This window comes from Clostridium sp. AM29-11AC (genome assembly GCF_003480545.1).
Lineage (GTDB): Bacteria > Bacillota > Clostridia > Lachnospirales > Lachnospiraceae > Otoolea > Otoolea saccharolyticum_A.
On sequence record NZ_QUJI01000012.1, the window covers coordinates 1 to 15,231 of the forward strand.

A 15,231-nucleotide genomic window follows, 5' to 3' on the forward strand; every position below is an offset into this window, starting at 1 on the left:
CGCCAGCGTCCGGGGCAGACCAATGAAATCAGCCTGTTTGCCGGACTGATAAAATGCGGTGAGTGTGGGAAGTCACTGACGATACGCTACACAAACGCAAAACATCCCCAGCAGATTTACTCCTGCAAAACCTACAATGCCTTTGGAAAGAACCACTGCACCCAGCACCGGATTGATTATGACACCCTTTACAGCCATGTGCTGCGGAAAATCCGGGAATGTGCCAGAGCCGCCCTGATGGACGGGGAAGCGGTTGCCGACCGCTTGACCAATACCTGTGAAGCCGAGCAGCGGGAACAGCGGGAAGCAATGGAACGCTCCCTCACAAGGGACGAGGAACGGATTGAGGTTCTGGACAAAATGGTAATGCGGCTTTATGAGGATATGATTGCAGGGCGTATCAGTGAACAGAATTTCAACACCATGCTGGAAAAGACACAGACCGAGCAAGCGGAGCTTAAAGCAAAAGTGTCCGAGGGCAGAAAGCGGCTGTCCGATGAAGTCCAGCTTGCCAATGACGCAAAACAATGGGTGGAAGCCATTCAGGAATATGCCAACATCACAGAGTTGGACGCAGCCACCCTCAACCGCTTAATCAAAGAAATCGTCGTGCATGAGCGCATTGACGAAGATAAAACAAGACACATTTCTATCGAAATTCATTTTAATCTCAAACCCATCCCGGAGGTGGAACAGGTCACTGCCTGACCTGTCCCGCCGGGACGGTTCTCTTAAAAACACCATATAGATTTTTTGTACGCCGCCGCCCGCCATCGAGCAGAGTTTTACACCTAATTGGGTATAAAACAGCTCATGGCTGGCGCTGGCGTCGCCGTGGTCGGCATGGTCCTCGTACCCCTGCTCTCCAGCCTGTTCACCGTCTGATCGCTCCCGTCGTTAAGCTGTCATAAGAAATCCTTGCCGCCCCTGCCCCCAAGCGGGGGCGGCTGAAAGGAGGTTGACACCGTATGGATTTCTTACTCGATGCCCTTACTGACTGGCTCAAGGAAATGTTGGTAGGCGGCATTATGAGCAACTTATCGGGGATGTTCGATAGCGTGAACCAGCAGGTCGCAGACATTGCGACACAGGTGGGCCAGACCCCTCAGGGCTGGAACGGGAGTATTTTCAGCATGATCCAAAATCTCTCCAACTCCATCATGGTGCCGATTGCTGGCGTGATCCTGGCTATCGTGATGACGCTGGAGCTGATTCAGATGATTACCGACAAGAACAACCTGCATGATGTGGACACCTGGATGATCTTCAAATGGGTGTTCAAATCTGCCGCTGCCATCCTCATCGTCTCAAACACCTGGAACATCGTGATGGGCGTGTTTGACGCAGCTCAAAGTGTGGTGGCGCAGGCGGCGGGCATCATCGGTTCCGACGCTTCCATCGACATCTCCTCTGTCATGACCGATATGGAGTCCCGGCTGATGGATATGGACCTGGGGCCGCTGTTCGGCCTGTGGTTCCAGTCGCTCTTTATCGGCATTACCATGTGGGCGCTTTACATTTGTATCTTTATCGTGATTTATGGCCGTATGATTGAGATTTACCTTGTGACCTCGGTGGCTCCCATCCCTATGGCCACCATGATGGGCAAGGAATGGGGCGGTATGGGCCAGAACTATCTGCGCTCGTTGATCGCCCTGGGCTTCCAGGCATTTCTCATCATCGTCTGTGTGGCGATCTACGCCGTGCTGGTGCAGAGTATTGCCACCGAATCCGACATCATTATGGCCATCTGGAGCTGCGTGGGCTATACGGTCCTGTTGTGCTTTACGCTCTTTAAGACCGGCAGCCTCGCAAAATCCGTTTTCAATGCACATTAACCAGGAAGGAGGTAATCCCTTTGGCTTATGTACCCGTACCCAAGGATCTTACGAAAGTCAAAACCAAGGTCGCGTTCAACTTAACCAAGAGGCAGCTTGTCTGCTTCGGCGGCGGTGCGCTGATCGGCGTACCGCTTTTCTTCCTGCTCCGGGGGCCTGTGGGAAACAGCGTGGCTGCCATGTGTATGATGCTGGTCATGCTGCCCTTCTTCATGCTGGCAATGTATGAAAAACACGGTCAGCCCCTGGAAAAGATCGTGGGCAATATCATCAAGGTGGCCGTCATCCGGCCCAAGGAGCGCCCGTATCAGACCAACAACTTCTATGCCGTTTTGGAACGGCAGGAAAAACTCGACAAGGAGGTGTATGACATTGTTCACGGTAATCAAAAGCTGGCTGCACCGGCTGTTCGGAAAAGACGAAAAGACCGCGCAGCCGGTTAATCAGAAAAAGATGAAAAAGCTGTCCCGCGCCGACAGAAAGCAGATCGAGGCTGCCATTGCCCGTGCCAATCGCACAGACAAAAAGAAAAAATCGGCTCAGGACAGTATCCCCTATGAACGGATGTGGCCGGACGGCATCTGCCGTGTGGCAGGCAGCCGCTACACAAAGACCATCCAATTCCAGGACATCAACTATCAGCTCTCGCAGAACGAGGACAAGACAGCGATCTTCGAGGGCTGGTGCGATTTCCTCAACTACTTCGACAGCTCCATTCAGTTCCAGCTGTCCTTTTTGAACCTGGCAGCCTCTGAGGAGACCTTTGCCCGCGCCATCAACATTCCTCTCCAGGGGGATGATTTTGACAGCATCCGGGTGGAGTACACCACCATGCTGCAAAACCAGCTGGCAAGAGGCAACAACGGTCTTATCAAGACCAAGTACCTGACTTTCGGCATCGACGCCGACAGCCTCAAGGCCGCCAAGCCCCGTCTGGAGCGCATTGAGACCGACATTCTCAACAACTTCAAACGCCTGGGCGTGGCCGCCGAGACCCTGGACGGCAAGGCGCGGCTGGCACAGCTTCACGGCATTTTCCACATGGATGAACAGGTGCCGTTCCGCTTTGAATGGGACTGGCTGGCTCCGTCCGGTCTGTCCACCAAGGATTTCATCGCGCCGTCCGGCTTCGAGTTCCGCACCGGCAAACAGTTCCGTATGGGTAAAAAATACGGGGCTGTTTCTTTTTTGCAGATCCTCGCCCCGGAGCTGAATGACCGGATGCTGGCGGATTTTCTGGATATGGAAAGCTCTCTGATCGTCAGCCTGCATATCCAGTCCGTAGATCAGATCAAGGCCATCAAGACGGTCAAGCGGAAAATCACCGACCTGGATAAATCCAAAATTGAGGAACAGAAAAAAGCCGTCCGCGCCGGATATGACATGGACATCATTCCCTCCGACCTTGCCACCTACGGTGCCGAGGCCAAGAAGCTCTTGCAGGATTTGCAGAGCCGAAACGAGCGAATGTTCCTTGTGACCTTCCTGGTGCTGAACACGGCGGACAATCCCCGGCAGCTGGGCAACAATGTGTTCCAGGCCAGTTCCATCGCACAGAAGTACAACTGCCAGCTGACAAGGCTTGACTTCCAGCAGGAAGAAGGGCTGATGTCTGCGCTGCCCTTGGGCCTCAATCAGATCGAGATTCAGCGGGGGCTGACCACCAGTTCCACGGCTATCTTTGTTCCGTTCACCACCCAGGAGCTTTTCCAGAACGGCAAAGAGGCGCTGTACTACGGTATCAACGCCCTGTCCAACAACCTCATCATGGTGGACCGCAAGCTGCTGAAAAACCCCAATGGACTGATTCTCGGCACCCCTGGTTCCGGCAAGTCCTTCAGCGCCAAGCGCGAGATCGCCAACTGTTTCCTGCTCACCAATGATGACATCATTATCTGCGACCCGGAGGCCGAGTACGCGCCCTTGGTGGAGCGCCTGCATGGGCAGGTCATCAAGATTTCGCCCACCAGCAGCAATTACATTAACCCTATGGATTTGAACCTGGACTACTCGGACGATGAAAGTCCGCTGTCTCTCAAGTCCGACTTCATCCTGTCTCTGTGCGAGCTGATCGTAGGCGGCAAAGAGGGCTTGCAGCCGGTTCAGAAAACCATCATTGACCGCTGTGTGCGGCTGGTGTATCAGGACTATCTCAATGACCCCCGCCCGGAGAATATGCCCATCCTGGAGGACCTCTACAACCTGCTGCGGGCGCAGGACGAGAAAGAGGCGCAGTACATCGCCACGGCGCTGGAAATCTATGTGACCGGCTCCCTCAATGTGTTTAACCATCAGAGCAATGTGGACATCAACAACCGTATCGTCTGCTACGACATCAAGGAGCTGGGCAAGCAGCTGAAAAAGATCGGTATGCTGGTGGTCCAGGACCAAGTGTGGAACCGCGTTACCATCAACCGTGCTGCCCACAAATCCACCCGTTACTACATCGACGAGATGCACCTGCTGCTGAAAGAGGAACAGACCGCCGCCTACACGGTGGAGATTTGGAAGCGGTTCAGAAAATGGGGCGGCATCCCCACCGGCATCACGCAGAATGTCAAAGACTTGCTTTCTTCCCGCGAGGTGGAGAACATCTTTGAGAACTCCGACTTCGTGTATATGCTCAACCAGGCGGGCGGGGACCGGCAGATTCTCGCCAAGCAGCTGGGCATTTCCCCTCACCAGCTTTCCTATGTGACCCACTCCAGCGAGGGCGAGGGCCTGCTGTTCTATGGCTCCACGATCCTGCCTTTCGTGGACCATTTCCCCAAGAACACCGAGCTGTACCGCATTATGACCACCAAACCCCAGGAACTGAAAAAGGAGGATGAATGACCATGAAACCCAACACCGAACTGAATACCATGATGTTTTTTGACGATGCCCTGGAGGGTGAGCGCACCCAGCTGCTCACCGAGCTGGCCGATGCCGTCAGCGAGACCCGCACGGCGGCGGATCAGGCTGCGGAGCTGAACGAGGACGGCGAAGCGGGCCTGCTGCGCCTGACGGAAATCTGGTGCGCCATGAACGGCGTCCCGGCCATCGTCATCTTCGAGGGCGGGCAGTCCGAGCTGCTGGCCAATGTGGTGGCGCAGATCTACGCCCATCTGCTTCAGCACCCCTCCCGTGACCCTGTGGGGCTGGCCGTCTATGTGGAGCTGCGCTACATGACGGCCTCCCTCATGTTGGGGGAATGGTTTGAATAAGGAACCGCGCCTGCGCTTTACGGACGAGGAACGGGCTGACCCGGCTCTGGAGAAGCCCATCCGTAAGGCGGACAAGGCCGCCGCCAAAGCAGACAAGGCGCAGGCCAAAATCCCCAAAAAGCAGGTCCGGCAAAAGACGGTGGACCCGGAGACCGGCAAAGTGACCACCAAGCTGGTGCTGGAGGACAAGAAGAAGCCGCCCTCCAAATTGTCCCATGCGGTGCGGGATACCCCCGCCAATGCCGCTCTGGGGAAGCTCCACAAGGAAATCCGGGAGACCGAACAGGACAATGTGGGCGTGGAGAGCGCCCACAAGTCCGAGGAGGCTGCCGAGACCGGCGTTAGGCTTGCACGGGAAGGCTACCGCAGCCACAAGTTGAAGCCCTACCGCAAGGCGGCCCAGGCCGAGCAGAAGCTGGAGAAGGCCAATGTGAACGCCTTGTATCAGAAGTCCCTGCGGGAAAATCCCCAGCTTGCCAGCAACCCCATCTCCCGCTGGCAGCAGAAACAGGCCATCAAAAAGGAATACGCTGCCGCCAAGCGCGCCGGTCAAGCTGTCGGGAACACCGCCAAGACTGCGGAGGCCACCGGCATGGCGGCCAAGGCGGTCAAGGAGAAAGCCCAGCAAGCGGGCGCGTTTGTCATGCGCCACAAAAAGGGCTTTTTGATTGCGGGTGCGATCTTCCTGCTGGTCTGTATGCTGCTCAACACCATGTCCTCCTGCTCCATGATGGCGCAGAGTATCGGTTCCGTGGTGTCCGGCACCACCTACCCGTCGGATGATCCTGAGCTGGTGGCGGTGGAGGCCGACTACGCTGCCAAAGAAACGGCGCTGCAAGCCGAGATCGACAACATCGAAAGCAGCCATCCGGGGTATGACGAGTACCGCTATGACCTGGATATGATCGGGCATGACCCCCATGAGCTGGCAGCCTACCTGTCCGCCGTGCTGCAAGGCTATACCCGGCAGAGCGCCCAGGCCGAGCTGGAGCGCGTGTTCGACGCACAGTATGAACTGACGCTTACCGAGGAAGTGGAGATACGATACCGCACCGAAACTTCCACGGACCCCGTGACCGGCGAGACGACCACCGAGGAAGTCCCGTATGAGTATTACATTCTGAATGTGAAGCTCACCAGCAAGCCCATATCTTCCGTGGCTTCGGAGCTGCTAACCCCGGAACAGCTGGAAATGTACCAGGTGTACCGGCAGACGCTGGGCAACAAGCCGCTGATCTTCGGCGGCGGCTCCCCGGATACGAGCAACTCCGAGGACCTGACCGGCGTGGTATTCGTCAACGGCACCCGCCCCGGCAATCAGGCCGTGGTGGACATAGCCAAAAGTCAGGTGGGCAATGTGGGCGGTCAGCCCTACTGGAGCTGGTACGGCTTCAATTCCCGTGTGGAATGGTGCGCCTGCTTCGTGTCCTGGTGCTACGGCCAGATGGGGCTGTCCGAGCCGCGCTTTGCCGCCTGCCAGTCCCAGGGTATTCCGTGGTTCCAGTCTCACGGACAATGGGGCGGGCGTGATTACGCCAATATCGCCCCCGGCGACGCCATCTTCTTTGACTGGGACCTGGATGGCAGCGCCGACCATGTGGGCCTTGTGGTCGGCACAGACGGCAGCCGGGTCTACACCGTGGAGGGCAATTCTGGCGACGCCTGCAAGATCAAGAGTTATTCCCTGTCCTACGAGTGCATCAAGGGCTACGGCCTGATGAACTGGTAAGGCCGATTTATGAGAAAAGACCTGCTAATAAAAGTCAAGTAGAAATTTCAGATTTTTAGGGAAGCGAAAAAGGCAACACAAAATCAAGCCGCTGAGCATCTCAAAATTAAAACGGCGGCCAGCCAGATGGTATAGCGCAGGAAAATCAGTCGTGACCCAGGGAATCCAAGTAGGCTTTCACCGAAGCGTAGTAGATGCGCAGGAACTTATTTGCGGAGGCCATCATGTAGACACGGTAGGGCTTGCCTTCTGAGCGTTTCTTGTTCATGAACTGGTAGATCGGCTCATTCATTGGAGCACGTTGCAGGATGACACTCATCACTAGAAAGAGCGTCCTGCGCAGTGAGGAAGATCCCCGCTTGGAAATGCTGCGGCTACGGATATCCATTTGGCCGGATTGGTAGGGCGGAGCATCAATGCCCGCAAAGGCAACCAGCGCTTTTTTGGAATGAAAACGGCGTACATCGCCAATTTCAGCCATGAGTTGGGGGCCGAGGACAGGACCAACACCAAACATCCCCATCACCACCGGATACTCCGGCAGAGAAGCCGCCAAGGATTGCATCTCCTGCTTGAGAGCAGCTAATGTGGCAGAAGTTGCCCGGAGTTGGGAAATGGCCTGTTCTACCAAAAGTTTTGCTGTATCCGTTTTCGGCATGACACCAAAGTGTCCACAGGCGGAGGCATAAATGTCCAGCGCCTTATCTTCGCTGAAATTGTAGCCGTGCTTTCTGCACCATTTATGGTACTTGGCGGTAAAAGCCTTCTCAGACAGGCCACAGACGCACTCGCAATGCCAAAAAGCGGCTACAAAGTCCACCCACTTCTCGCTGCCATCGGCGCGGGGCGGACTGGTAAACAGGCGGTTTGCGTCCGGGAAAGCAATGTCCAGCAGGGAGATCAAGTTGTTCTTCAGCATGGTCTGTACTTTGGAATACTGCTGGTACTGCCGGTAGCAGGTCTTCAGCATGAGCCGGGTATCCTCATCAGGGACATATCTCGGCAGTGTGAGCCAGTGGTCAAGGCCGTAGTTGGCCAGCTTCACGGCATCCTTCTTGTCGGTCTTGGCCCGTCTTAAACTGTTGTTTCCGTAGTCATGCACCAGCATTGCATTGATTACCGAGACATAAAGCCCCGCGTCGTGGAGCAGCCAGGCCACCGGCGCGTGGTAATTACCTGTGGATTCCATCACCACACGGGTCTCGCCATCCAGGCTTTTGAGCAGCCCTGCCAGCTTGCTCAGTTCGCTGTCGGTGTGAAGTACCTCAAAGGGCGAGACTACCACCTCTCCAAAAGGGCGCATGACTGCAATCATGCTCTTACCCTTGGAAACATCGATGCCAACGCAGTTCATTCACATTCCTCCAATACAAAGAATCTGCAACCGGAATCCATCTTTTCTCGTTGCCGATTCAATCTATTGCGTGACGCGAACTCTCCGGCATTCGGTGGCTCAACCTGCTTAAATCGAACGCTGCAACAAGAGGATGGCTGACAGTCTTTTCTTCGGACATGGAAACCCAAGGAGTGATAGGTCAGCCAGTTGCTCCTCTCATTGTAGCTTAGGCACGAGATGGAAAGAAAGCCGGACTGGCTGCCCGGCTTTCCTGTCCAAATTTATTGTAATAGGAGTGATTGAAATGGCTAAGAACAAAATCCAGCGCATTGACCAGGAGATTGCCAAGGTCCGCGAGAAGATCGCGGAGTACCAGGACAAGCTGAAAACCCTGGAGGCGCAGAAAACCGAGGCGGAGAACCTGGAAATCGTTCAGATGGTGCGCGCCCTGCGGCTGACCCCGGAGCAGCTGAACGCCATGCTCTCCGGTGGTACGGTCCCTGGCATGGCCGCTGCCTCCGCCAACTACAACGAACAGGAGGATACCGACCATGAAGAATAAGAAAATTTTCAAAACCCTTTCGGCCCTCTGCGCCGCCCTGGTGCTGATGATGGGCCTTTCCGTGACTGCCTTTGCCCAGGGAACGGAAGAACTTCCGGCGGAGGATGCCACCAACGACAGCAATGTGGTCGTGGAGGAAACCGAGGACAGTCCGGCCCTGACCCCGGATGGCAACGCCGCCCTGGTGGATGATTTCGGCGACAACAAGCAGCTCATCACCGTCACCACCAAGGCAGGCAACTACTTCTACATCCTCATTGACCGGGCCAACGAGGACAAGGAAACCGCTGTCCACTTCTTAAACCAGGTGGACGAGGCGGACCTGATGGCGCTGATGGAGGACGGTCAGACCACCCAGGAGCAGCCCGCCACCTGTACCTGTACGGAGAAATGTGTGGCCGGTGCGGTGAATACGGCCTGCCCGGTGTGTGCCACCAATATGAGCGCCTGCACGGGTAAGGAGCCGGAACCGGAGACCCCGGAAGAAACCCCGGAACCGGAAGAACCGGCGCAGAAACCCGCAGGACTGAATCCGGCCATTCTTTTGGCGGTGCTGGCTCTGATGGGTGGCGGCGGCGCTTTTGCCTACTTTAAGCTGGTAAAAAGCAGACCCAAGACCAAGGGCAACGACAATTTGGACGATTATGACTACGGCGAGGATGATACCGATCAGGAGGACGAGGACTCCTGGGAGACCGAGGAATCTGACGAGCCGGACGCTGACGGGGGCGGCGACGAGGAAAGCGAGGACAAGACGGTTTGACCCGCTTCACCGACAGCCCCTATGAACGCATGATGACACGCAGGCCGGAGGGCGGGAAGGAAACTTCCCGTCCTCCTACTTTATCTCCCGGCCACCCCTGTTATGGCTGCGGAAATTACCGTGACGGTCAGCCCTGCGTGGGATTCTGCCACCGGCAGCTGACCGCATGGCTGCGGGAAAGGAGGATGAAAAACCATGAAGCTGGTGATCGCTGAGAAACCGTCCGTTGCCCAAAGTCTGGCCGCCGTGATTGGGGCCACCGCCCGCAAGGACGGCTATCTGGAGGGCGGCGGCTGGCGGGTCAGCTGGTGTGTGGGCCATCTGGCTGGTCTGGCCGACGCCGACGCTTATAACCCGGACTACGCCAAGTGGCGCTATGACGATCTGCCCATTCTGCCGGAACCCTGGCAGATGGTGGTGAGCAAGGACAAGAAGAAACAGTTTGATGTGCTGAAGCAGCTGATGAACGCCCCGGATGTGACCGAAGTGGTAAACGCCTGCGACGCCGGACGCGAGGGGGAGCTGATCTTCCGCAGCGTCTATGAGCTGGCGGGCTGCCAGAAGCCCATGAAGCGGCTCTGGATTTCCTCAATGGAGGATTCCGCCATCCGGGAGGGCTTTGCAAACCTGCGCCCCGGTGCAGACTATGACGGCCTGCGGGATGCGGCCCTCTGCCGCGCCAAAGCGGACTGGCTGGTGGGTATCAATGCCACCCGGCTGTTTTCCGTGCTGTACCACCGGACCCTCAACATCGGACGTGTCATGTCCCCGACGCTGGCCCTCATTGTCCAGCGAGAAGCCGAGATCGACACCTTCAAGCCGGTGCCATTCTACACGGTCACACTGGAGCTGCCCGGTTTCACCGTTTCCGGGGAGCGCATGGCAGACAAGGCTGCCGCCCAACAGCTGAAAACGGCCTGCCAAGGTGCGGCTGCCACAGTGAAAAAAGTGGGGCGCAAAAACAAATCCGAGAAGCCGCCCGCCCTCTATGACCTGACCACCCTCCAACGGGACGCCAACCGGCTGCTGGGGTTCACCGCCCAGCAAACCCTGGACTACCTGCAAAATTTGTATGAAAAGAAGCTCTGTACCTACCCTCGGACGGACAGCCGCTATCTGACTTCGGATATGGCGGCGAGTCTACCGGAGCTGGTCCAGCTCACTGCCGGGGCGATGCCCTTTTCCAATGGCATGGAGATTGCCTGCAATGCCGCCCAGATTGTCAACGACAAGAAAGTGACCGACCATCATGCAGTGATCCCTACCCGCAACCTCCAGGGCGCGGACCTGTCCGGCCTGCCGGTGGGCGAAAAGGCGGTGCTGGAGTTGGTGGCTCTGCGCCTGCTGTGCGCCGTGGCCCAGCCCTATACCTTTGCGGAAACCGCCGTTGTTGTCGAGTGCGCCGGAGCGGAGTTTACTGCCAAAGGCCGCACAGTGAAAAATTACGGCTGGCGGGCGCTGGACGCTGCCTATCGCGCAGGGCTGAAGAATGTGGAGCAGGACAAAGAACCCGAGGACAAGGCTCTGCCTGAGCTGTCTGAAGGTCAGACGCTGCCCCTTTCTGGTGCTACCGTCAAGGAGGGCAAGACCACCCCGCCCAAGCACTTCACCGAAGATACGCTACTCTCCGCAATGGAGACTGCCGGGAAGGACGATATGCCGGAGGATGCCGAGCGCAAGGGCCTGGGGACCCCGGCCACCCGCGCCGGGATTCTGGAAAAGCTGGTTTCCACCGGCTTTTTGGAGCGCAAAAAGAGCAAGAAAACCGTGCAGCTCATGCCATCCCATGACGCGGTATCCCTTATCACCGTGTTGCCGGAGCAGCTGCAATCGCCCCTTCTGACTGCTGAGTGGGAGTACCGGCTGGGTGAGATCGAGCGTGGCGAGCTGGCCCCGGAGGATTTCATGGCTGGGATTAGTGCCATGCTCAAAGAACTTGTGGGAACCTATCAAGCTATCAAGGGAACGGAGTATTTGTTCAGCCCTTCCCACGAAGTGGTGGGCAAATGCCCCCGCTGTGGCGGAGAGGTTGCAGAAATGCAAAAAGGCTTCTTCTGTCAGACAGAATCTTGCAAATTTGCAATTTGGAAAAACAACAAGTGGTGGGAGATGAAGCACAAGCAACCTACCAAAGCCATCGTAACGGCACTGCTCAAAGATGGCCGCGCTCATGTGAGGGGCTTGTACTCCGAGAAAACCGGCAAGACCTACGATGCCACTGTGGTGTTGGCGGATGATGGGCAGTACGCCAACTTCAAGCTGGAGTTTGACCAGCAGAAAGGTGGCAAACGATGAAGCTCTCACGCTATGAACAGGAAACCATCATCCTCTACAACCAGGCCGAAGCCACCGCCGAGGTCTATACCCATGACCCCCGGCTGCTGGAGAAGCTGCGGCGACTGGCAGAGAAATACCCGGACCAGATTGTGAAAAAGGACCGCCAGACCTTTCTCGTTCCCAAACGCTGTGTGTCCGTCCGGGAACCTTACAGCGCCGAGCGCCGTAAGGCAGCCAGTGAACTGGCCAAGGCTGCCGGATACAGGCCGCCCACCCCCAAGAAAGGCAATGAGTAAGCATGGCTGAAAGTGTCTTTGAGGCTGTCAAGCAGTCCATCACCGTCCGAGAAGCAGCGCAGATGTACGGAATCGAGGTCAACCGGAGCGGCATGGCCTGTTGTCCCTTCCACGATGACAAAAATCCCAGCATGAAGCTGAACGAGGAATATTTTTATTGCTTTGGCTGCGGAGCCACCGGCGATGTGATTGACTTCACAGCGAGGCTCTACAATCTGTCCCCCAAAGAGGCCGCCGAGAAGCTGGCCCAGGATTTTGGCCTGGCTTATGACAGTCAGGCCCCTCCCCGGCGACGCCATGTCCGCCAGAAATCCGAGGCGCAGAAATTCAAGGAGGACCGAGACCATGCCTTTCGTGTCCTGGCCGACTACTTTCATTTGCTCCGCAAGTGGGAAACGGACTACACACCCAAAACACCGGAGGAAAATCCACATCCCCGATTCATGGAGGCAATCCAGAAAAAGGACTATGTGGGCTATCTGCTGGATTTTTTTCTGGAGAACAGCCCGGAGGAGCAAAAGCTGTGGATTGCCGAACATCAATCAGAAATAGCCAAATTGGAAAGGAGAGTGAAATTCATGGCTGATAAGACCACCAATCGAGAACGGTTACAAGAGATCACAGCGGGCATTGAACAGGGTATCAAGGAACTGTTTGAGAGCGAGAAGTATATGCGCTATCTGTCCGTCATGTCCAAGTTCCACCGCTACTCCGTCAACAACACCATGCTCATCTATATGCAGCGCCCGGACGCCACCCTGGTGGCCGGGTTCAACAAGTGGAAAAATCAGTTTGAGCGCCATGTGAAAAAGGGTGAGCATGGTATCACCATCATTGCCCCCACGCCCTACAAAAAGAAGATCGAGGAAATGAAGCGCGACCCGGATACTCATGCACCCATCCTGGACGCGGATGGCAAGGCGGTCATGGAGGAAAAAGAAATTGAAATCCCCATGTTCCGTCCGGTGAAGGTGTTCGATGTGAGCCAGACGGACGGAAAGCCCCTGCCAGAGCTGGCCTCCAGCCTGTCCGGGACGGTGCCGCACTATGAGGCTTTCATGGAAGCTCTGCGCCGCTCGGCTCCGGTTCCCATCGAGTTTGAGCCGATGGCCGAGAACATGGACGGCTATTTCTCCTCTGACCAGCAGCGGATCGCCATCCGGGAAGGCATGAGCGAGGTGCAGACTGTTTCCGCCGCTGTCCATGAGACCGCGCACAGTAAGCTCCACGACCCCAAAAAGTACGAAGCGGAGCCGACCTGGAAGATCGTGATGGTGAGCGAGGGCGGCACCAAGCATGACTTCCGTCTGGACTTCGCCACCGAAGCAGAGGCGGAACAGGCCGCCGCCGAGGAAGGCTGGCGCTATGTGGACGAGAATCGGTTTGAGTGGCGGTTGGAAGTGGAGGAAGATCTGACGGCGGTGAAACAGGCCGCCAAGAACCGCAACACCGAGGAAGTGGAGGCCGAGAGCATTTCTTATGCGGTTTGCCAGTATTTCGGCATCCAGACCGGCGAGAACAGTTTTGGCTACATCGCTTCCTGGTCGAAGGACAAGGAGCTGAAGGAGCTGCGGGCCAGTCTGGAGACCATCAACAAGACTTCCTGCGAGCTGATTAACGACATCGAGCGCAACTACAAGGAAATCTGCAAGGAGCGCGGCATTGACCTGACTGCCGCCACGGAACCGCAGCAGGACTCTATCGAGCAGCTGGCAGCAGACATCGACCAGTTCACTTTCGATTATGACCCTTATGAGTATCGGAACAATGCAGATAGCCGTGAGGACGCACTGCACGAACTGACTGCCACACTCCGAAGCGGAGATGCCAGCGGTGTACGCGAATGGCTCCAGAATATCGTGAACGAGGATGAACCGGATGAAACCACCCAAAAAGCTGCCGAGCTTATGGGACGCTTGGATCAGCTGGTGCCGATGACTGAACCGGAACAGCTGACCGAGCCGGAAAATACCGAAAGTGTCCAGCCCAGCGCCGAGTACCGGGAGGCCCTGTTGGTGCTGGATGATACCAGCTACCTTCATGTTCAGCCCTGCGACACCGGCTGGGACTACACGCTCTACGATGTGGCAACCATGAAGCAGATGGACGGCGGCCAGTTGGACGGGCCGGATATGGGCCGTTCCACAGCGGTTAGCCATATCTGCGAGGACCTGGGGATGGGCGGCAAGTCCATCAAGTATGCGCCGCTGTCCATGATCGAGACTTTGCAGGAGGCGGCTTACCACCAGATGCAGGAACAGGTCAGCCAGCAGACCACAGAAGCTGCCGCCACCCAGCTGCCGGATGCCCAGGAGCAGGCGTTGGACGAGTATCCCATGCCGGACCCGGCACTGACTCAGGATGATCTGGAGAAATGCGGCTACCTGGACGGTGACCTTCTGCCCCTCTCCAAAGAGCGAGCCTATGAGCTGATGGAGCGAGACCTGACCGTTTATATCGTCCAGGAGGGTGAAAACCCGGAAATGGCCTTTGACACTGCCGACCTGGACGCCCATGACGGTATCTTTGCTGTGTCCCGCGAGGAATGGGAGCAAAGCCCGGACTTTCACGAAAAAGTTTTGGAACGACAGGATCGGCAGTTGGAACGGGAACAGGCGTTTCTTTCCCATGAGGGAAATTGTTTTGCTATTTATCAGGTGAGCAAGGATGACCCGCAGAATGTGCGTTTTATGAATCTGGATTGGCTGCAATCGCACAATCTGTCCGTAGAGCGGAGTAACTATGACCTTATCTATACCGCCCCTCTGGACGGTTCCGGCAGCACTATGGAGCAGCTGGAAAGGCTGTATGAGCAGTTCAATCTGCAAAAGCCGGTGGATTTTCACAGCCCGTCTATGAGCGTCAGTGACATCGTTGCCATCAAGCAGAATGGTCAGGTATCCTGTCATTACTGCGACAGTGTTGGTTTCACCCAGGTGCAAGGTTTCTTGCCGGAAAATTCGCTGAGAAATGCGGAAATGACGGTGGAAGATGATTACGGCATGATCGACGGTATCATCAATAACGGCCCAAAGGAGCCGACAGTGGCCCAGCTGGAACAACAGGCCCGCAGTGGTCAGCCCATTTCTCTTATGGACTTGGCAGCAGCCGTCCATCGAGAGGAACGGGAAAAGAAAAAGTCCGTAATGGAGCAGCTGAAAAGCCAGCCCAAGACGGAACACAAAAAGACAGCGCAAAAAAAGAGCGCGGAAAGGGAGCTTTGA

The 15,231-nt window shown here is 56.4% G+C and carries 13 protein-coding genes and 1 pseudogene; 13 read left to right on the plus strand and 1 reads right to left on the minus strand.

Annotated elements, in window-relative coordinates; all coding sequences use genetic code 11:
* The 7 genes and pseudogenes from DW757_RS09895 to DW757_RS09925 all read left to right on the plus strand — a co-directional run.
* The coding region (locus tag DW757_RS09895; RefSeq protein ID WP_118751621.1) for a recombinase zinc beta ribbon domain-containing protein at positions 1 to 708 on the plus strand (708 nt) is incomplete at its 5' end.
* A 90-nt stretch (positions 709 to 798) separates the two neighbouring features.
* Positions 799 to 885 (plus strand): annotated as a pseudogene (locus DW757_RS09900) (Maff2 family protein); the annotation flags it as partial.
* An 83-nt stretch (positions 886 to 968) separates the two neighbouring features.
* Entirely contained in the window at positions 969 to 1,838 is an 870-nt protein-coding gene (locus DW757_RS09905; protein WP_002578790.1) for a VirB6/TrbL-like conjugal transfer protein, CD1112 family, read from the plus strand.
* A gap of 20 nt (positions 1,839 to 1,858) precedes the next feature.
* Positions 1,859 to 2,281 (plus strand): PrgI family protein, encoded by a 423-nt coding sequence (locus DW757_RS09910; protein WP_002578789.1) that lies wholly within the window; start codon positions 1,859 to 1,861, stop codon positions 2,279 to 2,281.
* A gap of 10 nt (positions 2,282 to 2,291) precedes the next feature.
* The gene (locus tag DW757_RS09915; RefSeq protein WP_002578788.1) at positions 2,292 to 4,673 is read left to right on the plus strand and encodes a VirB4-like conjugal transfer ATPase, CD1110 family; all 2,382 of its coding nucleotides are present in this window, start codon (positions 2,292 to 2,294) and stop codon (positions 4,671 to 4,673) included.
* 2 nt (positions 4,674 to 4,675) lie between these two features.
* Entirely contained in the window at positions 4,676 to 5,044 is a 369-nt protein-coding gene (locus DW757_RS09920; protein WP_002578787.1) for a DUF3851 family protein, read from the plus strand.
* Positions 5,037 to 6,773, plus strand: a complete 1,737-nt coding sequence (locus DW757_RS09925) for a CD1108 family mobile element protein (protein WP_002588927.1) — start codon at positions 5,037 to 5,039, stop codon at positions 6,771 to 6,773. Before DW757_RS09920 ends, DW757_RS09925 begins: the two co-directional genes overlap by 8 nt.
* Before the next feature lie 145 nt (positions 6,774 to 6,918).
* Here DW757_RS09925 and DW757_RS09930 read toward each other — a convergent pair whose 3' ends face one another.
* Entirely contained in the window at positions 6,919 to 8,127 is a 1,209-nt protein-coding gene (locus DW757_RS09930) for an IS110 family transposase (protein WP_106788788.1), read from the minus strand.
* 286 nt (positions 8,128 to 8,413) lie between these two features.
* Here DW757_RS09930 and DW757_RS09935 point away from each other — a divergent pair, with 286 nt between their 5' ends.
* The 6 genes from DW757_RS09935 to DW757_RS09960 are packed head-to-tail and all read left to right on the plus strand — an operon-like array spanning position 8,414 to position 15,231.
* Positions 8,414 to 8,671 (plus strand): DUF4315 family protein, encoded by a 258-nt coding sequence (locus DW757_RS09935; protein WP_002588926.1) that lies wholly within the window; start codon positions 8,414 to 8,416, stop codon positions 8,669 to 8,671.
* Positions 8,661 to 9,434 (plus strand): DUF4366 domain-containing protein, encoded by a 774-nt coding sequence (locus DW757_RS09940; RefSeq protein ID WP_002588925.1) that lies wholly within the window; start codon positions 8,661 to 8,663, stop codon positions 9,432 to 9,434. Before DW757_RS09935 ends, DW757_RS09940 begins: the two co-directional genes overlap by 11 nt.
* Positions 9,431 to 9,649 carry a hypothetical protein gene (locus tag DW757_RS09945; protein WP_038270835.1) on the plus strand — a complete coding sequence of 73 codons (219 nt, stop codon included), beginning with the start codon at positions 9,431 to 9,433 and terminating at the stop codon, positions 9,647 to 9,649. The genes DW757_RS09940 and DW757_RS09945 overlap by 4 nt, the downstream gene beginning before the upstream one ends.
* Complete coding sequence (locus DW757_RS09950) at positions 9,630 to 11,729, plus strand: type IA DNA topoisomerase (RefSeq protein WP_002588924.1); 2,100 nt, start codon at positions 9,630 to 9,632, stop codon at positions 11,727 to 11,729. Before DW757_RS09945 ends, DW757_RS09950 begins: the two co-directional genes overlap by 20 nt.
* Positions 11,726 to 12,007 (plus strand): hypothetical protein, encoded by a 282-nt coding sequence (locus DW757_RS09955; protein WP_002588923.1) that lies wholly within the window; start codon positions 11,726 to 11,728, stop codon positions 12,005 to 12,007. The genes DW757_RS09950 and DW757_RS09955 overlap by 4 nt, the downstream gene beginning before the upstream one ends.
* Positions 12,008 to 12,009: 2 nt before the next feature.
* Positions 12,010 to 15,231, plus strand: coding sequence for a YodL domain-containing protein (locus DW757_RS09960; RefSeq protein WP_002588922.1), 3,222 nt, complete (start codon positions 12,010 to 12,012; stop codon positions 15,229 to 15,231).

Bases quoted from the DNA above. Each gene is read 5' to 3' on its own strand.
- DW757_RS09905 (WP_002578790.1), top strand. From the start codon at position 969: ATGGATTTCTTACTCGATGCCCTTACTGACTGGCTCAAGGAAATGTTG.
- DW757_RS09915 (WP_002578788.1), top strand. From the start codon at position 2,292: ATGAAAAAGCTGTCCCGCGCCGACAGAAAGCAGATCGAGGCTGCCATT.
- DW757_RS09920 (WP_002578787.1), top strand. From the start codon at position 4,676: ATGAAACCCAACACCGAACTGAATACCATGATGTTTTTTGACGATGCC.
- DW757_RS09930 (WP_106788788.1), bottom strand. From the start codon at position 8,127: ATGAACTGCGTTGGCATCGATGTTTCCAAGGGTAAGAGCATGATTGCA.
- DW757_RS09935 (WP_002588926.1), top strand. From the start codon at position 8,414: ATGGCTAAGAACAAAATCCAGCGCATTGACCAGGAGATTGCCAAGGTC.
- DW757_RS09940 (WP_002588925.1), top strand. From the start codon at position 8,661: ATGAAGAATAAGAAAATTTTCAAAACCCTTTCGGCCCTCTGCGCCGCC.
- DW757_RS09950 (WP_002588924.1), top strand. From the start codon at position 9,630: ATGAAGCTGGTGATCGCTGAGAAACCGTCCGTTGCCCAAAGTCTGGCC.
- DW757_RS09955 (WP_002588923.1), top strand. From the start codon at position 11,726: ATGAAGCTCTCACGCTATGAACAGGAAACCATCATCCTCTACAACCAG.
- DW757_RS09960 (WP_002588922.1), top strand. From the start codon at position 12,010: ATGGCTGAAAGTGTCTTTGAGGCTGTCAAGCAGTCCATCACCGTCCGA.